A 16,738-nucleotide genomic window follows, 5' to 3' on the forward strand; every position below is an offset into this window, starting at 1 on the left:
TTCCCGCCCAAGCCGCAGCGCCGCCTGTCTGCCAGGGCCCCATGCTGTTTTCACGTGACTCCACGTGATTCAGCCCCTTTAAATCGTTATAAAAAAATGAACAATTCCATCAAGACAGCCATCGCTTTTTTGCTGCTGCCCCTGGCCGCAGCTTCGCAGGCGGCCGAGCCGCCCTCGCCCATTGCTGCGGCCGAGCTGTATATCAGCACTCTGGTCAATCACGACGAGCAGGCCATCAGCCAGCTCAATGACTATCTGCGTCCGGACCGCCTGCGCTCGGGCCGCAGCGCGGACTACGCCAACGCCGCCGAACTCAAGCAAGCCGACAAGGACTTCCCGCGCGAAGTCACCGACATGGCCCTGCCCCTGTTCCCCGAGGCGCAGCGCAACGCCCTGCGTGCGCCCGTGGAAAGCCTGATGAGCACGGTGCAAAAGGCGCGCCAGCAATCGCAGTGGAAGACCGTCTCGGCCACCAAGCCCAAGCTCGACAAGCATGGCGTGCTCAATACCGATGTGAAGTTCAGCTGCCAGCTGGTCAAGACCCCCGAGACCTGGGCCGAGGGCATTCAACGCATGGTGCGCAACAAGCTCAGCCTGGATCAGGTGCAAGGCGAACTCAAGAAGCTGCAAGCTGCATACTCAGCCCCCGCCAGCTACACCTACGAGGGCGTACTTTCCCTGGGCATGGTGCCCAAGGACAAGGACAAGGCCTGGCGCAACGACTTCGCTAGCGAAGCCTTCGACGAGATGTTCAGCGAGCTCTAAGAGCACCTGAGAACGGCAAAAGGGCCCGGGTGGGCCCTTTTGCATTTTGCCGCCGCAGGTACTGCAGCCATGCCTGCACGACAAGCTCCAAAGCGCTGGCAGACATAGCATCCACTTGTGCACATTTGCACACCCTATGTGCAGTGTTTGCTATTGCTACAGCAAATCCGCACACATACCATGAGGAACGAATTCACCAACGGAGACACCTCATGAACGCACCGACTTCCGCCAAGGTTCTGGCGCCCACGGTCAAGCTGCTCATCAACGGGCAGATGGTCGAATCCAAAACCACCCAGTGGCGCGATGTGGTCAACCCCGCGACCCAGGAAGTGCTGGCGCGCGTACCGTTCGCCACGCCCGACGAGGTCAACGCCGCCGTGGCCAATGCCAAGCAAGCGTTCAAGACCTGGAAAAAGACGCCCATCGGCGCACGCGCCCGCATCTTTCTGAAGCTGCAGCAGCTGATCCGCGAAAACATGAAGGAGCTGGCCGCCCTGCTGACGGCCGAACAGGGCAAGACCCTGCCCGACGCCGAAGGCGATGTCTTCCGCGGCCTGGAAGTCGTGGAGCACGCGGCCAGCATCGGCAATCTGCAGCTGGGCGAGCTGGCCAACAATGTGGCCAACGGTGTCGATACCTATACGCTGAACCAGCCGCTGGGCGTGTGTGCAGGCATCACGCCCTTCAACTTCCCAGCCATGATTCCGCTATGGATGTTCCCCATGGCGATCGCTACGGGCAATACCTTCATCCTCAAGCCTTCCGAGCAGGACCCCATCGTCACCATGCGTCTGGCCGAGCTGGCACTGGAAGCCGGCGTGCCTCCTGGCGTGCTCAACGTCATCCACGGCGGCGAGGACGTGGTCAACGCCATCTGCGACCACCCCGATATCAAGGCCATCAGCTTTGTGGGCTCGACCAAGGTCGGCACCCATGTCTACAACCGCGCCAGCCTCAACGGCAAGCGCGTGCAATGCATGATGGGCGCCAAGAATCACGCCATCGTCATGCCCGACGCCAACAAGGAGCAGTCGCTCAATGCCCTGCTGGGCGCTGCCTTCGGTGCGGCCGGCCAGCGTTGCATGGCGGTCTCCGTGGCCGTTCTGGTGGGAGAGGCCCGCAACTGGATTCCCGATCTGGTGGCCAAGTCCAAGACCCTCAAGGTCAATGGCGGTACCGAGCCCGGCACCGATGTCGGCCCTCTGGTGAGCTGCGCGGCCCTGTCGCGTGTCGAAGGCCTGATCGAACGCGGTCTGGCCGACGGCGCCACGCTGGAGCTGGACGGTCGCAAACCCGAGGTGGCAGCCTATGCCAAGGGCAATTTTGTCGGCCCCACCATCTTCAGCGGCGTCAAGCCCGGCATGAGCATCTACGAGCAGGAAATCTTCGGCCCCGTGCTGTGTCTGGTCGCTACCGAGGACATCGATCAGGCCATCGAGTTCATCAACGCCAACCCCAATGGCAACGGCACGGCCATCTTCACCCAATCGGGTGCGGCCGCGCGCAAGTTCCAGGAAGAGATCGATGTGGGCCAGGTCGGCATCAATGTGCCCATCCCCGTGCCCGTGCCGCTGTTCTCGTTCACGGGCAGCCGTGCCTCCAAGCTGGGCGACCTGGGCCCCTACGGCAAGCAGGTGGTCATGTTCTACACCCAGACCAAGACCATCACGGCGCGCTGGTTCGACGACAGCACGACCAGCCACGGCGTGAACACCACCATCAGCCTGAAGTAAGCCGGCCATGAAACCCGACAGTGCAGCCCTGCCTCTTGCCAGGCCCGGGCTGCGCTGTGCGGCTTTGCCGATGATGGCAGGCATGTACGCTCAAGAATTGTCACGCTCCTCACCACTGCGCCCAGCCGCAAACACATCTCACAGCCCCGCACGGCGGCTGGCCCGTCTGTGCGCCCTGGCAGCCGGCAGCCTGCTGATTGCCCATCTGCCTGTGGCATCGGCCCAGGACAGCGAGCCGGCCCCGCTGCACTGCCCCTCAGATCAGCCACTGTCTCTTGCCTGCCTTGAGCAACAGGCCCAGATTCTGGAACGGAGCATGCAGGTGCTCTACCTGTACCTGCAGCGCCAGCTGCCGCAGGCCAACGCCCAGGCCCTGCAAACCGAACAGGACGACTGGACGCAGGAGCGCGACCGGCGCTGCCAGCCCAATGGCTATGTCCATGAGGCTGAAGATATGGCTGCTTGCCGCATCGGCATGGCCCTGAGCCGGGTCAAGGCCTTCAAGAACCAGTGGCATCCGCTGGCAAAGAACGCACAGGGTGAAAAGCAGCCATGAACCGGGCAAACCCATATCACTTGCGCCAGCAGGCCAGCCCGGGCTGCGATGATGCGGGCATGACGATCCGCATTCAGAAATTCAGGCAACCGCGGCCTGCAACCATTGACACCAAATCGCTTGCTGCTCTTCTTATTGCAGCAAGCTTGAGCCAGCACGCCCTGGCCCAGGCCGGAGCCGACTGCGTGCCCGGCGGCACCAAGGCCCAGATCAATGCCTGTGCCATCAAGGACTTCCAGCAAGCCGACACCGACCACCAGATTCTCTATGGCGATGTGATGCGCGCGCTATCGGCCCATGAGCGCCCCGCCCTGCGCAAGGAGCAAGGCGAATGGAGCCGCCATCGCATCACCCATTGCAAGCAGGCCACAAAGGCCTTTGAAGCGCAGCCCGACTGGCCCAGCCGCTACCACGGCTGTCTGGTGCAGCAGATCACGGCCCGCGATGCGGTGCTCAAACGCTGGCTGCACCAGGGGCCGCCGGACTAAGCTGCAAAGCCGTCAGGGGCCAGAAGACGAGTAGAACAAAAAAGGAGACATGAAATGGACTTTGAACTCAGCGAAGATCAACGCGCTTTTGCCGATACTGCCCGTGCTTTTGCGCAGGCCGAGCTGGCGCCGCATGCAGCCGAGTGGGACCGCGAGCACATCTTCCCGCGCGAGGCGATTGCCAAGGCCGGCGAGCTGGGCTTCTGCGGCCTCTATGCTCCGGAAAGCATTGGCGGTCTGGCCCTGCCACGACTTGATGCAACGCTGGTATTCGAAGAAATGGCGGCCGTCGATCCATCGACCACGGCCTTCATCACCATCCACAACATGGCGACCTGGATGCTGGGCACCTGGGCCACCGATGCCGTGCGCGCCCAGTGGGGCGAAGCCTTGACCAGCGGCAGCAAGCTGGCCAGCTACTGCCTGACCGAGCCCGGCGCAGGCTCGGATGCGGCCTCGCTCAAGACCCGGGCCGAGCTGGTCGGCAACGAGTACATCGTCAACGGCAGCAAAGCCTTCATCAGCGGCGCGGGCAGCACCGATGTGCTGGTGCTGATGGCAAGAACCGGCGATGCCGGCTCCGGGGCTTCGGGCATCTCGGCCTTTGCCGTGCCAGCCGATGCGGCCGGCGTGAGCTATGGCAAAAAGGAAGAGAAGATGGGCTGGAACAGCCAGCCCACGCGCGTCATCAGCTTCGACAATGTGCGCATTCCCGCGCACAACCTGCTGGGCCGCGAGGGCGAAGGCTTCAAGATCGCCATGAAGGGCCTGGACGGCGGCCGCATCAATATCGCCACCTGCTCGGTGGGCGCAGCCCAGGGGGCACTGACCCAGGCACAAAGCTATATGCAGGAGCGCAAGCAGTTCGGCAAGGCCATTGCGAGCTTTCAGGCCCTGCAGTTCAAGCTGGCCGATATGGCGACCGAGCTGGTCGCAGCGCGGCAGATGGTGCGCCTGGCAGCATCCAAGCTGGATGCCGGCGCGCGTGATGCATCGACCTACTGCGCCATGGCCAAGCGCTTTGCCACCGATGCCGGCTTCATGGTCTGCAACGAGGCTCTGCAGCTGCATGGCGGTTATGGCTATATCCGCGAGTACCCGCTGGAGCGCCTGATGCGCGATGCCCGCGTGCACCAGATTCTGGAAGGCACGAACGAAATCATGCGCGTCATCATTGCCAGGCGCATGCTGGAGGGCGATGCTCCGGAGGTCATTCGCTAAGCTGCTGCCATCACGCAACGCAAGGATCGTCATGCCCGCCAAGCCCATCGCCCCTGAAACCCTGCAGCTCATAGATGCCGTGCGCGATGCGCTGCTCGATTGCACAGCCGTGGAGGAGAAGACCATGTTCGGCTGCCATGTGTTCATGGTCGACGGCAAGATGTGCCTGGGCGTGGAAAACGACGAGTTGCTGGTGCGCCTGCCCCCCGCCAGTCATGCGCAGATTGCAGAGATGCCGGGCGTGCGTCCGCTGTCCTCGCGCGGACTGATGGACGGCTACTTTCTCGTCGGCCCCACAGCCTACGCCAGGCGTGAACAGTGGCAGCACTGGATCAGCGAAGCCCTGGCTTTCAACCCGCTGGCAAAGGCCACGCCAAAACGCAAGACCGGCAGCAAGGCCAGCAGCGAGACCGATAACAAGAAGCCGGGCGGTGGAGAAAGTCCTGCCGGTCAGGGCACCAGCAGCGGGCGCAAGCGCACCAGGGCAGCCCCGAAACCTGCTGATGCCGACGCCCCCAGAAAACATCCTATTTTCGACAGCGAATAAGCACAAAGGACTGACCTCATGGCCATACGCATAGTCCAGCTAGGCAGCGAACGCGCCCCCGACGAGGGCCTGCGCATAGGTACGGTGCGCAGACCGCCGCGCGGCGTGCCCAAGGCCGAGTTCGCAAGCCGCAACTACTACGACTGCTGGTATCCCGAGCTCTCGCCCGAGGTGGAGCTGATGCAGCAGGCCCTGGAGGCCATCAAGCTGCGCACGGCCGGCCAGGAGGCACAGGCCGACAAGCTGTGGAAGCAGTTTGAAAAGCAGTTCCGCAAGCAACTGGCCGAGCCCGCAGCCGATCGCACCCTGGGCCTGCTCGCAGCCTTGTCGCACAGCTCCGCCTTTTCTCTGGGCTGCTACTGCGACGACGAGGCGCATTGCCACCGCAGCATCTTGCGCAGCCTGCTCGCTGACAAGGGTGCCATTCTCAAGAATTAAGCGAAAAGCCAATCAATCGCTTATGGATAAAGCGCTAGACGCTATCAATTCAATAACAGCAAGGAGACAGACATGCAAATCGCTTTTATCGGTCTGGGCAATATGGGTGCGCCCATGGCCGTCAATCTGGCCAAAGCCGGCCACAGTGTCAAAGCCTTCGACCTGAGCCAGGAGGCCATCGCCAAGGTCGTGGCCGCCGGGGCACAGGCGGCCTCCAGTGCCCAGGAAGCCGTGCAAGGCGCCGAAGCCGTCATCACCATGCTGCCCGCCAGCCAGCATGTAGAGAGCCTGTTCCTGGGCCGCGACGGCGCGGCCGGTCTGCTCGCGCACATCGCCAAGGGCACGCTGGTCATCGACAGCTCCACCATCGCCGCGGCCACCAGCCAGAAGGTGGCCAAGGCGGCCCAGGCAGCGGGCATAGACTTCATCGACGCCCCGGTCTCGGGTGGCACCGGCGGTGCCATTGCCGGCACGCTGACCTTCATGGTGGGCGGCAGCGACGCACAGCTGGCACGCGCCCAGCCATTGCTCGAAAAAATGGGCGCCAATATCTTCCACGCGGGCGGTGTCGGCGCGGGCCAGACGGCCAAGATCTGCAACAACATGCTGCTGGGCATTCTGATGGTGGGCACCAGCGAAGCAATCGCTCTGGGCGTGGCCAACGGTCTGGACCCCAAGGTGCTGTCCGAAATCATGCGTCGCAGCTCGGGCGGCAACTGGGCCCTTGAAAAATACAACCCCTTCCCCGGCGTGCATGAGAACGCGCCGGCCAGCAAGGGCTATGCAGGCGGCTTCGGCACGGACCTGATGCTCAAGGATCTGGGCCTGGCGCAGGACAACGCCACGGCCAACCGCGCCAGCACGCCGCTGGGCGGCATGGCGCGTTCCATCTATGCGGCGCACAGCCTGTCCGGCCATGGCGGCGAAGACTTTTCCAGCATCATCAAGATGCTGCAGAAAAAGGCCTGAGATCATGGCCCTGCCCCACGCCCAACCCGGGGTTCCCGTCGAAGTGCAGCCCTACGGCACTTCGCTGGGAAACCAGAAGACCGCTGCACTCTTCAAGTCCGACACCCTGGAAGTGATCCGTCTGGTGTTGATGGCAGGCAAGCGCCTGCCTGCGCATCAGGTGCCGGGCGAACTGACGATTCAATGTCTGGAGGGGCAGCTCGCCGTCATCCAGGGCGCAAGCCGCCAGACATTGAGCGCGGGGCAGTTGCTGTTTCTGCCCGCCCAAACCATGCATGAGATCGAGGCCGAGCTCGACTCCTCGGCCCTGATCACCATCGTGCTGCACAAGCACTAACCACCAGACCCGGTCACCGGCCAGCTGACCCCGCTCTGCTGCAGCGGGTATCACGGCAGGCCTCCGGGCTTGAAGCCTGTCAAGCTGTCAGCTCTGACTCCACAAGCGCTGACAGCTATTCTTTCCGAAGCGGACTGCTCCTGCAGAAGACTCCTTGTCTGCCCACGCAAATCGACTCCTGCTGACGCTTTTCTCAGTGGTGCAAATCGCTGCCCTGTGTTTAAGATGGCCCCAGAGGAAGTGATCGCTGCGTTGCTCTCAAGGAGTTCTCCATGATGAAGCTGACTGGACAGAACATTCTCATCCTCGGCGCCGGCAAGATCGGCTCAACGATCGCCGACATGGCTGCCGAGCTGCATGAAGCCACCGTCACGCTGGCCGATATGCAGTCCCCGCCCGGCAACGACCCGCAGATCCGCCCGCTGCAGCTGGACATCTACGAAGATGCTGCGCTGACCCATGCGCTGCAGCAGCACTCGCTGGTCATCAATGCCCTGCCCTTCTTCTGTGCCGAGCGCGTGGCCCGGGCTGCGGCGCGGCAGGGCGTGCATTACTTCGATCTGACCGAGGATGTTGCGGCCATGCGCGCCATACAGGACATGGCGGCGCAGGCACGCTCGGTGCTGATGCCGCAGTGCGGACTGGCACCGGGCCTGATCGGCATGCTGGGCGGCCATCTGGCCCAGCAGTTCGATGAGCTGTTCGATCTGCAGCTGCGCGTGGGCGCGCTCACGCGCCATGCGACGAATGCGCTGCGCTACCACTTCACCTGGAGCGTGGACGGCGTCATCAACGAGTACTGCAAGCCCTGCAACACCATCGTCAATGGACAGCCCATGCTGGTGCCGCCGCTGGAGGGGGTCGAGCCGCTGATCCTGGACGGCGAGAATTTCGAGGCCTTCAACACCTCGGGCGGTCTGGGCACGCTGTGCGAGACGCTACAGGGCCGGGTGCGCAACCTCAACTACAAGACCATACGCCACCCCGGCCACCGCGATGCCATGCATTTGCTGCTGCACGGCCTGCGCCTGATCGAGCGACGCGATCTGCTGCGCCAGGTGCTCGAAGGCGCGGTGCCTCACAGCCGCGAAGACATGGTGGTGGTTGCCGCCATGGCCAGCGGCAAGCGCGCGGGCCGGCTCGAGCAGCTGACGCGCGGTGCCCGCATCTTCGGTGCGGCGCTGCGCGGCAGACAGCGAACGGCCATAGAGCTGACGACCTCGGCCGGCATGCTGGCCGCCGTGGAGCTGTTCGCCACGGGCCAGCTGCCGCAGCAGGGCTTTGTGCGCCAGGAGCAATGCACGCTGGCCGCACTCTCGAACACCCGCGTGGCCCCCTACTTTGAAGGCCTGCTCGGCTGAAGCCTGTATCTCACACCCATCAAGAGGGACTGCCATGACCGCCATCTCCGCAACCGACTTCCAGACCGTGCTGAGCCGCTGCGGCATAGAGCTGCAGGCCCTTGAGGGCAAGGACATCAGCGTGCACTCGCCCATTGACGGCACGGAACTGGCCAGTCTGGCCGCCCTGCCCGGTGCCCAGGTGCCTCAGGTCATAGACCATGCGGTGCAGGCTTTCAAGCAGTGGCGCCTGGTGCCCGCCCCGGTGCGTGGCGAGCTGGTCCGGCTCTGGGGCGAGGAGCTGCGCCGCGCCAAGGCCGATATAGGCCATGTGATTTGCTGCGAGGTCGGCAAGATAGCTCAGGAAGGCCTGGGCGAGGTGCAGGAAGGCGTGGACATCTGCGAATTCGCGCTGGGCCTGTCGCGTCAGCTGCATGGCAAGACCATTGTTTCCGAGCGTCCCGGCCACCGCATCATGGAGCAATACCACCCGCTGGGGCCGGTGGCCGTCATTACGGCCTTCAACTTTCCGAGTGCCGTGTTTGCCTGGAACGCGGCGATTGCCCTGGTCTGCGGCAACCCGGTGATCTTCAAGCCCTCCGACAAGGCACCGCTATCGGGCCTCGCCACCTTCAAGGCGCTGGAGCGCGCCATTGCCCGGTTTGGCGACCGAGCTCCGGCAGGTCTGGCGCAGATCGTGCTGGGCGGCGCGGCTGTCGCCGAAGCCCTGGTGGACAGCCCCCGGATTGCGCTGGTATCGGCCACGGGATCGAGCCGCATGGGCCGCGCCGTGGGTCCCAAGGTGGCGGCGCGCTTTGGCAAGCGCATTCTGGAGCTGGGCGGCAACAATGCCATGGTGGTCACGCCAGCAGCCGATCTGGATCTGGCCGTGCGCGCCATCGTCTTCAGCGCCGTGGGCACGGCCGGCCAGCGCTGCACCTCGCTGCGCCGCCTGATCGTGCACCGCGATGTCAAACAGCCGCTGCTGGACAGGCTGCTGCCGGCCTATCGCAGCCTGCGCATCGGCAACCCGCTGCAGCCGGATACCCTGGTCGGCCCGCTGATCAACGAGGCATCGTTCGAGGCGCTGCAGCACTCGCTGAGTCAGGCACTGAAAGACGGAGGTCATTTGCTGACGGGCGGCCAGCGCCAGCTGGAGCATCAGTTTCCGCAGGGCTTTTATGTGGCACCGGCGATCGTGGACATGCCGGCTCAGACCAGCATCGTTCGGCACGAGACCTTTGCCCCGCTGCTCTATGTGCTCAGCTATGAGGATCTGGAGCAGGCCATTGCGCTCAACAACGATGTGCCTCAGGGCCTGTCATCCTGCATCTTCTCCAACGATTTGCGCGAGGTGGAAGTCTTTCTGAGCGCGGCCGGTTCGGACTGCGGCATGGCCAATGTCAACATCGGGCCCAGCGGTGCCGAGATCGGCGGCGCCTTTGGCGGCGAAAAAGAGACTGGCGGCGACCGCGAGAGCGGCTCGGACGCCTGGAAGCAATACATGCGCCGCACGACCAACACCATCAACTACTCGCGCGAGCTGCCGCTGGCGCAAGGCATTCAATTCGGGTGAGCCACAGGTACCGCAGCCCTTGACTGCCAGGGAGGCCATGCAACGCGGATTCCGGGGTTAACGGACTCCATTCAAGAGTCCTGGCTACCCGGCTTCCACCAGGTTCTGCACGCTGGCTACAAAGGCTTCGAGTACGGCCGGCATGCCCCTTGGCCTCCAGGCCAGCACGGCCGGAGTGGTCACCCGGCTGCCGCGCAGCGCCGCAAAGCACACGCCGTTCATGCCCACGGTCTGCATGCAGGCCGGCACCAGGGCCACGCCCTGACCGGCAGAGACCAGTGCCATGACGGTCAGCCACTGGCGCGCGGCATGCCGTGTATGGGGATGGATGCCGGCCTGCTGCAGACAGGCGATGACATTGTCGTAATTGGCCGGGGCCACCTCGCGCGCAAACATGACAAAGGTATCCTGGGCCAGTTCGCGCAGGTCGATTTCGCCGCGCTGGGCCAGCGCATGGTCGCTGGGCAAGCAGCAGACAAAAGCCTCCTCGCCTATGGACAGCGTGCGTATATCGTCCTGGGGCGTGCCGATGTTGAGAAAGCCGCAGTCGATCTGCCCCCTGGCAATGGCCTGCAGCTGATCGCGCGTGGACATCTCGTGCAGGCATAGCTCGACCAGCGGGCGCTCGGCGCGAAAGGCCCGGCAGAACCCCGGCACCTGGCGGTAGACCATGGACCCCGTGATGCCTATGTCCAGCCGCCCCTGCAGCCCCTGGGCCACGCCACGCACCACCTCGGCCGCATGCTGGAGCTGAGCCAGCACCTTGCGCGCCTCATGCAAAAAGGCCTCGCCTGCCGGCGTGAGCTTCACGTTCTTGGCGTCGCGCTCCATGAGTACCGTGCCCAGATCCTGCTCCAGCGCCTTGAGCGCCATGCTCAGCGGCGGCTGGGTGATGCACAGGCGCTGGGCGGCCCGGCTGAAGTGCAGCTCCTCGGCCAGAACCACAAAATAGCGCAACAGATGAGTCTTCATAACCTGATCTTGCCATGCAGGCACGGCGGCAGGCATCGTTCCTTTCGCCAGGGACGCCGAGCAAGAGCCGCCTCGCGGCGAGGGCGTCGTCCCCCTTCCAGGGGGAAGCCGCGCAGCGGCTCAGGGGGTCATCAATACGACTTGGGCAAGCCCAGCACCTTCTCGGCGATAAAGCACATGATGAGCTGCGGGCTTACGGGCGCCAGGCGCGGAATCCAGGACTCGCGCATATAGCGCTCCACATGGAACTCCTTGGCATAGCCCATGCCGCCATGCGTGAAGATGGCGGTCTCGCAGGCCTTGGCGCAGGCTTCGGCGGCCAGGTACTTGGCGGCATTGGCCTCGGCGCCGCAGGGCAGGCCCTTGTCATAGAGGAAGGCGGCCTTCTGCACCATCAGGTGTGCGGCCTCCAGCCCCATCCAGGCCTGGGCCAGCGGGTGCTGCACGCCCTGATTCTGGCCTATGGGCCGGTCGAAGACCACGCGTTCGTTCGCATACTGGGTGGCGCGCGCGAGAGCCGCACGGCCCAGACCCACGGCTTCGGCAGCTATCAGGATGCGCTCGGGGTTGAGGCCGTGCAAGATGTACGAAAAGCCCTTGCCCTCCTCGCCGATGCGGTCCTGCACCGGGATGCGCAGGCCGTCGATGAAGAGCTGGTTGGTGTCCACGCATTTGCGGCCCATCTTCTCGATCTCGCTCACGGCGATGCGGCTGCGGTCCAGGTCGGTGTAGAACAGCGACAGGCCCTCGGTGCCCTTGCACTCCTCCACAGGCCTGGTGCGAGCCAGCAGCAATATCTTGTTGGCCACCTGGGCCGTGGAGATGAAGACCTTCTGCCCATGCACCACATAGACATCGCCTTCGCGCACGGCACGGGTCTGCAGCTTGAGGGTGTTGAGCCCGGCATTGGGTTCGGTCACGCCGAAGCAGGCCTTGTCCCGGCCAGCGATCAGCGGCGGCAGCCAGCGCTGTCTTTGCTCGTCCGTGCCGAAGACCACGGCCGGGTGCAAGCCGAAGATATTCATGTGCACGGCCGAGGCTCCCGACAGGCCCGCACCCGTGGCCGAGATGGTGTGCATCATCAGCGCGGCCTCGGTGATGCCAAGACCCGCGCCACCGAACTCCTCGGGCATGGCGATGCCCAGCCAGCCGGCTTCGGCCAGGGCCTGGTGGAAGTCGTGCGGAAAGCCGCCGTCCCTGTCCTTCTTCAGCCAGTAGTCGTCGTCGAAAGGCGCGCAGGCCCGCTGCACGGCTTCCCGGATCTGTTCCTGCTCGGCGCTCCATAAAAAATCCATGGCGGCTTCTCTCTATCGGTTAAATCTCAATGAAATCCGCCTCAAACGCCTGTCTCACAAGCGCTATCAGCTATTGTTTTTTATCAATCAGGCCGGCGCACGCGCGCCGGGTTCTCGCCATAGGGCGGGCTGTAGATGACCAGCAGACGCACGGGCGTGTCGCTGGTGACGCGAAACACATGCATGCAGTCCTCAGGGAAGAAGCAGGTATCGCCCGCCTGCATGGCAAAGCGCTCGGTCTGACCCTGGCTTTGCACCTCCACCTCGGCCGTGCCGTCCAGCAGATAGCAGGCCTGCTCCATGCCCGGGTGGGCATGCGGCAGCGCACCGCCGCCTTTTTCCAGCGTTCCGAGCACCACTTCCATGTGCTGCGCGCCGACATTGGCCTGGCTGACGAGGCGCCGGTTCACCGTGCCGTGGTGGTTGGCGGGGCTGTATCCCTGTACGTCCTGCTCGCGAATCAGATAGCGGGGCATATGTCTGTCTCTCTTTTATCGTTGGATGATGAAGCCTGCATGCAGCCACCGCTGGCCTGCAGCGCGGCAATCTGCGCCTCGCCAAGACCCGCCTCGCGCAGCACCTGCAGCGTGTGCTGGCCCAGCTGCGGCGCAGCGCTGGCCTCGCGGCCCGGGGGCGTTGCGCTCCACTGTGTTGGATTGGCCGTGGTGCGCAGCCGCCCCTCGCTGGGATGCTCGATCTCGCGCACAAAACCCGTGGCCGCATGGTGGGGGTCGGCCAGCAAGTCCTCGGGTGAGGCCATGGGCATATTCGGCACGTCGGCCGCATCGAGCAGTGCACGCCACTCGGCCGTGCTGCGCTCGCGCATCAGGCTTGCCACCTCGGCATAGACGGCATCGATATTCGCTGCACGCTGGCCGTGGGTGGCAAACATGGGCTCACGCATGCGCTCGCCCTGCCCAATGGCGTTGAAGAAGCTGTGCCAGTGCTTGTTGTTGTAGATCAGCACGCAGAGATGGCCGTCGCTGGTACGGTAAGGCTTGCGATGGCGCGTCAGCAGCCGCGCATAACCGGCATCGCCCAGCGGCGGCTCGAAGCTCAGCCCGGCCATGTGATCGCCGAGGATGAACTGCGTCATGGCCTCGAACATGGGCACGACCACCGCCTGGCCCCGGCCGCTCTTATCGCGCGCATACAGCGCAGCCGTGACCGCATAGACCGCATGCAGGCCTGTGACCCGGTCGCCCAGCGTCATGGGCGCATAGGACGGCTCTCCGCCACCGTACTGCTGGGCCAGCCAGGGCACGCCGGTCGCGCCCTGGATCAGGTCGTCGTAGGCCGGCTTGGCCGCATAGGGGCCGGCCTGATCGAAGCCGCAGCAACTCACATGGATCAGGCGCGGATGGCTCTGCTCCAGCATCTGCCAGTCCAGGCCGAGTCTGGCCATGGCCTGGGGCCGCACATTGCTGATGAAGACATCGGCATCGGCCAGCAACTGCAGCAGCGCCTGGCGCGCTGCGGCCTGCTTGAGATCCAGCACCACCGAGCGCTTGCCCTGGTTGGCCTGCAGAAAAATGGGGCCCATGCCGGGGTTTCGCATGGGGCCTACATGGCGCATGTTGTCACCCTCGGGTGACTCCACCTTGATCACATCGGCGCCCAGGGCGGCCAGAATCTGCGTGGCAAACGGCCCCATGATCACCGAGGTCATGTCCACTATCCTGACACCGGCCAATGGACCGGCCGAAGTACCCGCTGATGGGCTCACTGTGTGGCCCGCAACCTGACGGCTATCGCTATGCATGCTCGTCATATCACTGCGCCTCGATGCCGGCCTGCTTGACCAGCTGCCCCCATTTGGCGAGCTGCTCCTTCACATAGAGCGCGAACTCGTCGGGCGTGGCCGTGGGCCAGACTTCGAAGCCGACCTGGGCCAGTTGCTCCTGCACGGCCTTGTCCTTGAGAATGAGCTGCAGCTCGCTGTTGATGCGCTCGGCAATGGCCTTGGGCATGCCGGCCGGGCCGAAGATGCCGTTCCACGAGGTGATGTCGAAGCCCGGCAGCGTCTTGCCGATGGCGGGCACATTGGGCAGCAGCTGCGACCCCTTGGCCGCCGTCACACCCAGCGTGCGCACGCGCTCGGTCTTGAGCGTGCCCCAGGCCGAACCCAGGTCGGCCACATACATCTGGATCTGGTTGCCCATCACATCGGTCAATGCCTGCGGGCTGGACTTGTAGGGCACGCCGGTGATCTGCGTACCCGTGATGTATTTGAAGGTTTCCGAAGCCACCAGCGAGGTGCTGTTGGGCGTGCCGTAGGAGAGCTTGTCCGGATGCGACCCGGCATAGGCAATCAGCTCGGCCACAGTCTTGGCCGGCACCGAGGGATGGACCACCAGCGCGAACGGCAACTCGCCCACGCGAGCCACGGGCGTGAAGTCCTTGACTGGGTCGTACTTGAGCCCCTTGACCAGCCAGGGATTGGCCGAATGCGAGGTATTGGTGGTCATGAACAGCGTATAGCCGTCCGGCTTGGCCTTGACCACATGCGCGGCTGCAATCTGGGCATTGGCCCCGGCCCGGTTGTCCACCACCACGGGCTGCTTGAGTCGCTCGCCCAGCTTGTTGGCCACCACGCGCGCCACCGCGTCGGTGCCGCTGCCCGCGGCAAACGGCACCACCAGCGTGATGGGGGCTGCGGGATAGCTCTCCTGAGCCAGCACCGTCCCGCCAAAGCCCATGCTCATGGTGGCTGCCAGGCCTGCGCTCGCACAGGCGCGCAGTAAGAATCGCTTGTTCATGCTTGTCTCCTTGTTCAGGCTGCGGCACCTGTATCCGGTGCCTGCACTGCATGCTGAAGCGTTCAATCATTCAAGTCCAATTGTTTAAACCGCATGAATGATTCGATTTGCGAATCATTAAATCCAGCTAGACATTCCCAGCCGCTGCGCACGACGCCTCGCCTTCCCCTCTGCACGGAGAAATGAGCCGGATTTGTACCTGCGTCCCCAGCCCATATGCCCTTGAGGTGGCGGCAGCAGCCCGTTCTGGCCAGGCCCCGAGGCGTCGAGGTCGGCAGAGCTTTTGGCGGTGAAAAGGACACCGGCGGCGACAGCGAGAGCAAGAGCGGCTCCGACGCCTGGCGGCAATACATGCGCCGCAACAGGCTTCAGCCCCATGCCTGCCGAGAATCTGTGGCACCTGGCATGACAGCTGCCAGTCGCGCCCAAGCCTCAGTGATGCGCACCAAACAGCGCTGATGAGCAACGAAACGAGGCGATAAGGCCTGATGCCCTACAGCGCTGTCACAAAACGGTGATTGAACTTGGGCCCCACTCGGGGGAGAATGCCTTATTACCGCTTTCGCTCAGGTGCTGTCATGGACCATATCCACTCCACGCCCACCCACCAAGCTCTGGATGTCGCTCCTTACGGAGCCAGGCTTCCTGCCGCTCACTCGAGCGTGCTCTTCAAGGCGGAAGATCTGGAAGTCATTCGCGTCGTGCTGCGCTCGGGCCAGTCGCTGCCGCCGCATCGCGTACCTGGCAGCGTCAGCCTGCAATGCCTGGAAGGTCGGCTCGAGGTTCTCATCGGCCAGTCCGTGCATGAACTGGGCCCCAAGCAACTCATGCATCTGCCAGCCAATATGCCCCACGCCGTGCGTGCCATGGAAGACTCGTCCGCGATTGCCACCATCGTGCTCTGTGAGGCCTGAAGAACTTCTATCGAACGGGCAAAAACTGCATGAACGGGCCGGCAAGCAATCCCTGCGCATAGCCGATGACGGAGCGCCGGTAGCGCTCGGTGGTGTAATCCGCAACCAGATCCAGCCGGCCGATGATCTTTCCCATCTCGCGCTCGAAGCTCAGATTCCGCCCCTCTTCTGCTATCTGATTCGATAGCAGCAAGGGCTTTCCTCCGGGTGCTTTGCGCGAGTTGAGAATCCAGTTGGCAATTTCCAGATTGCGCGCCGCATTGAAGACATGCTGCGGGTCCAGCCCGTCGATCAGCGTAAAGCTGGTTCGCCCGCCATGCGCGGTGATCAACATATCGGCTGCAGCATGGACGAAGGCTGCGACCCGGTCTCCGGCGAAATCGGGCTGCAAGGCCAGGGACAGCGCCGCCACGTCACGCTTGTCCTGCAGCTCATGCCAGGGCTGGCGCTCCATGACGGCAATACGCACATAGGTCATGGCCGCTTCACGGCTGGAAGCCGTCTTTTTCCATTCGGCGGGGTTGCGGCGATAGAGCTTGTCCATGATGAGAAACAGGCTCTCCAGATTCTCCTTCATGGCCAGCGTTGCCATGCGGTTGCTGTCGGACTGCAGCAGCTCGAGCGAGTGAAAGTTCTCGCCCTTCACTTCGCCGTGATTCGTGGGGGCGCTGGAACAAGCGGCCAGACCGCAAAGCACAAGCCCTGACAGCAGCCACCGCCCCATGCGCGGGCGAGCACGCAGGAAATCGCGCCTGCAGTGGCCTGCGGCGGCATGGGGCAAAGCTCGTGCTGCTGTCATGCTACAAACATAACAGCAGATGCGAT

18 protein-coding genes and 1 pseudogene are annotated in these 16,738 nt (G+C 63.9%); 13 read left to right on the forward strand and 6 right to left on the reverse strand.

The features are described from left to right. Positions 1-96: 96 nt before the first annotated feature. The 11 genes from CSE6_RS08270 to CSE6_RS08320 all read left to right on the forward strand — a co-directional run bounded on the left by CSE6_RS08270 (position 97) and on the right by CSE6_RS08320 (position 9,973). Complete coding sequence (locus tag CSE6_RS08270) at positions 97-765, forward strand: hypothetical protein (protein ID WP_059440312.1); 669 nt, start codon at positions 97-99, stop codon at positions 763-765. A 212-nt stretch (positions 766-977) separates the two neighbouring features. Beyond that, positions 978-2,501, forward strand: coding sequence for a CoA-acylating methylmalonate-semialdehyde dehydrogenase (locus tag CSE6_RS08275; RefSeq protein ID WP_059440313.1), 1,524 nt, complete (start codon positions 978-980; stop codon positions 2,499-2,501). Between the two features lie 82 nt (positions 2,502-2,583). Beyond that, complete coding sequence (locus CSE6_RS08280; protein ID WP_238585662.1) at positions 2,584-3,057, forward strand: lysozyme inhibitor LprI family protein; 474 nt, start codon at positions 2,584-2,586, stop codon at positions 3,055-3,057. Positions 3,058-3,077: 20 nt separating this feature from the next. Continuing rightward, a complete protein-coding gene (locus tag CSE6_RS08285; protein WP_370545701.1) occupies positions 3,078-3,545 on the forward strand; it encodes a lysozyme inhibitor LprI family protein in 468 nt (155 codons plus the stop codon). A 54-nt stretch (positions 3,546-3,599) separates the two neighbouring features. Further along, entirely contained in the window at positions 3,600-4,766 is a 1,167-nt protein-coding gene (locus tag CSE6_RS08290) for an acyl-CoA dehydrogenase family protein (RefSeq protein WP_012838774.1), read from the forward strand. Between the two features lie 31 nt (positions 4,767-4,797). Next, the gene (locus CSE6_RS08295; protein ID WP_059440316.1) at positions 4,798-5,313 is read left to right on the forward strand and encodes a TfoX/Sxy family protein; all 516 of its coding nucleotides are present in this window, start codon (positions 4,798-4,800) and stop codon (positions 5,311-5,313) included. 18 nt (positions 5,314-5,331) lie between these two features. After that, on the forward strand, positions 5,332-5,751 hold the full coding sequence (locus CSE6_RS08300; protein ID WP_012838776.1) for a DUF488 domain-containing protein: 420 nt from the start codon (positions 5,332-5,334) through the stop codon (positions 5,749-5,751). Positions 5,752-5,823: 72 nt separating this feature from the next. After that, the gene (gene mmsB, locus CSE6_RS08305) at positions 5,824-6,720 is read left to right on the forward strand and encodes a 3-hydroxyisobutyrate dehydrogenase (RefSeq protein ID WP_003067480.1); all 897 of its coding nucleotides are present in this window, start codon (positions 5,824-5,826) and stop codon (positions 6,718-6,720) included. Between the two features lie 4 nt (positions 6,721-6,724). Continuing rightward, positions 6,725-7,057 (forward strand): cupin, encoded by a 333-nt coding sequence (locus CSE6_RS08310; RefSeq protein ID WP_059440317.1) that lies wholly within the window; start codon positions 6,725-6,727, stop codon positions 7,055-7,057. A gap of 272 nt (positions 7,058-7,329) precedes the next feature. Beyond that, positions 7,330-8,418 (forward strand): saccharopine dehydrogenase family protein, encoded by a 1,089-nt coding sequence (locus CSE6_RS08315; RefSeq protein ID WP_059440318.1) that lies wholly within the window; start codon positions 7,330-7,332, stop codon positions 8,416-8,418. A gap of 34 nt (positions 8,419-8,452) precedes the next feature. Then, positions 8,453-9,973 (forward strand): aldehyde dehydrogenase family protein, encoded by a 1,521-nt coding sequence (locus tag CSE6_RS08320; protein ID WP_059440319.1) that lies wholly within the window; start codon positions 8,453-8,455, stop codon positions 9,971-9,973. 84 nt (positions 9,974-10,057) lie between these two features. On the opposite strand, the gene CSE6_RS08325 is transcribed toward CSE6_RS08320, so the two are convergent. The 5 genes from CSE6_RS08325 to CSE6_RS08345 form a co-directional block, all read right to left on the reverse strand. Beyond that, positions 10,058-10,981 carry a LysR family transcriptional regulator gene (locus CSE6_RS08325; protein ID WP_059440320.1) on the reverse strand — a complete coding sequence of 308 codons (924 nt, stop codon included), beginning with the start codon at positions 10,979-10,981 and terminating at the stop codon, positions 10,058-10,060. A gap of 95 nt (positions 10,982-11,076) precedes the next feature. Further along, complete coding sequence (locus CSE6_RS08330; RefSeq protein WP_059440321.1) at positions 11,077-12,240, reverse strand: acyl-CoA dehydrogenase family protein; 1,164 nt, start codon at positions 12,238-12,240, stop codon at positions 11,077-11,079. A gap of 83 nt (positions 12,241-12,323) precedes the next feature. Next, positions 12,324-12,716, reverse strand: a complete 393-nt coding sequence (locus tag CSE6_RS08335) for a cupin domain-containing protein (protein WP_003075812.1) — start codon at positions 12,714-12,716, stop codon at positions 12,324-12,326. Beyond that, positions 12,701-14,011, reverse strand: coding sequence for a CaiB/BaiF CoA-transferase family protein (locus CSE6_RS08340; RefSeq protein WP_083994693.1), 1,311 nt, complete (start codon positions 14,009-14,011; stop codon positions 12,701-12,703). The genes CSE6_RS08335 and CSE6_RS08340 overlap by 16 nt, the downstream gene beginning before the upstream one ends. Before the next feature lies 1 nt (position 14,012). Next, positions 14,013-14,999, reverse strand: a complete 987-nt coding sequence (locus tag CSE6_RS08345) for a tripartite tricarboxylate transporter substrate binding protein (RefSeq protein ID WP_059440322.1) — start codon at positions 14,997-14,999, stop codon at positions 14,013-14,015. A gap of 255 nt (positions 15,000-15,254) precedes the next feature. Here CSE6_RS08345 and CSE6_RS26440 point away from each other — a divergent pair. Continuing rightward, positions 15,255-15,458: pseudogene (locus CSE6_RS26440) on the forward strand (hypothetical protein); the annotation flags it as partial. Positions 15,459-15,577: 119 nt separating this feature from the next. Then, positions 15,578-15,913 carry a cupin domain-containing protein gene (locus CSE6_RS08355; protein WP_238585663.1) on the forward strand — a complete coding sequence of 112 codons (336 nt, stop codon included), beginning with the start codon at positions 15,578-15,580 and terminating at the stop codon, positions 15,911-15,913. A 7-nt stretch (positions 15,914-15,920) separates the two neighbouring features. Here the strand turns inward: CSE6_RS08355 and CSE6_RS08360 are convergent, their stop codons facing one another. Beyond that, the gene (locus tag CSE6_RS08360) at positions 15,921-16,712 is read right to left on the reverse strand and encodes a hypothetical protein (RefSeq protein WP_034409756.1); all 792 of its coding nucleotides are present in this window, start codon (positions 16,710-16,712) and stop codon (positions 15,921-15,923) included. Positions 16,713-16,738: the final 26 nt, after the last annotated feature.

This window comes from Comamonas sp. E6 (assembly GCF_001010305.1).
GTDB classification, from domain to species: Bacteria; Pseudomonadota; Gammaproteobacteria; order Burkholderiales; family Burkholderiaceae_C; genus Comamonas; species Comamonas thiooxydans.

Excerpts from the sequence above, each read along its gene's own strand:
- CSE6_RS08320 (WP_059440319.1), top strand. The coding sequence starts at position 8,453 with ATGACCGCCATCTCCGCAACCGACTTCCAGACCGTGCTGAGCCGCTGC.
- CSE6_RS08315 (WP_059440318.1), top strand. The coding sequence starts at position 7,330 with ATGATGAAGCTGACTGGACAGAACATTCTCATCCTCGGCGCCGGCAAG.
- CSE6_RS08335 (WP_003075812.1), bottom strand. The coding sequence starts at position 12,716 with ATGCCCCGCTATCTGATTCGCGAGCAGGACGTACAGGGATACAGCCCC.
- CSE6_RS08310 (WP_059440317.1), top strand. The coding sequence starts at position 6,725 with ATGGCCCTGCCCCACGCCCAACCCGGGGTTCCCGTCGAAGTGCAGCCC.
- CSE6_RS08275 (WP_059440313.1), top strand. The coding sequence starts at position 978 with ATGAACGCACCGACTTCCGCCAAGGTTCTGGCGCCCACGGTCAAGCTG.
- CSE6_RS08345 (WP_059440322.1), bottom strand. The coding sequence starts at position 14,999 with ATGAACAAGCGATTCTTACTGCGCGCCTGTGCGAGCGCAGGCCTGGCA.
- CSE6_RS08280 (WP_238585662.1), top strand. The coding sequence starts at position 2,584 with ATGTACGCTCAAGAATTGTCACGCTCCTCACCACTGCGCCCAGCCGCA.
- CSE6_RS08325 (WP_059440320.1), bottom strand. The coding sequence starts at position 10,981 with ATGCCTGCCGCCGTGCCTGCATGGCAAGATCAGGTTATGAAGACTCAT.
- CSE6_RS08330 (WP_059440321.1), bottom strand. The coding sequence starts at position 12,240 with ATGGATTTTTTATGGAGCGCCGAGCAGGAACAGATCCGGGAAGCCGTG.
- CSE6_RS08340 (WP_083994693.1), bottom strand. The coding sequence starts at position 14,011 with ATGACGAGCATGCATAGCGATAGCCGTCAGGTTGCGGGCCACACAGTG.
- CSE6_RS08270 (WP_059440312.1), top strand. The coding sequence starts at position 97 with ATGAACAATTCCATCAAGACAGCCATCGCTTTTTTGCTGCTGCCCCTG.
- CSE6_RS08295 (WP_059440316.1), top strand. The coding sequence starts at position 4,798 with ATGCCCGCCAAGCCCATCGCCCCTGAAACCCTGCAGCTCATAGATGCC.
- mmsB (WP_003067480.1), top strand. The coding sequence starts at position 5,824 with ATGCAAATCGCTTTTATCGGTCTGGGCAATATGGGTGCGCCCATGGCC.
- CSE6_RS08360 (WP_034409756.1), bottom strand. The coding sequence starts at position 16,712 with ATGACAGCAGCACGAGCTTTGCCCCATGCCGCCGCAGGCCACTGCAGG.
- CSE6_RS08355 (WP_238585663.1), top strand. The coding sequence starts at position 15,578 with ATGGACCATATCCACTCCACGCCCACCCACCAAGCTCTGGATGTCGCT.
- CSE6_RS08290 (WP_012838774.1), top strand. The coding sequence starts at position 3,600 with ATGGACTTTGAACTCAGCGAAGATCAACGCGCTTTTGCCGATACTGCC.
- CSE6_RS08300 (WP_012838776.1), top strand. The coding sequence starts at position 5,332 with ATGGCCATACGCATAGTCCAGCTAGGCAGCGAACGCGCCCCCGACGAG.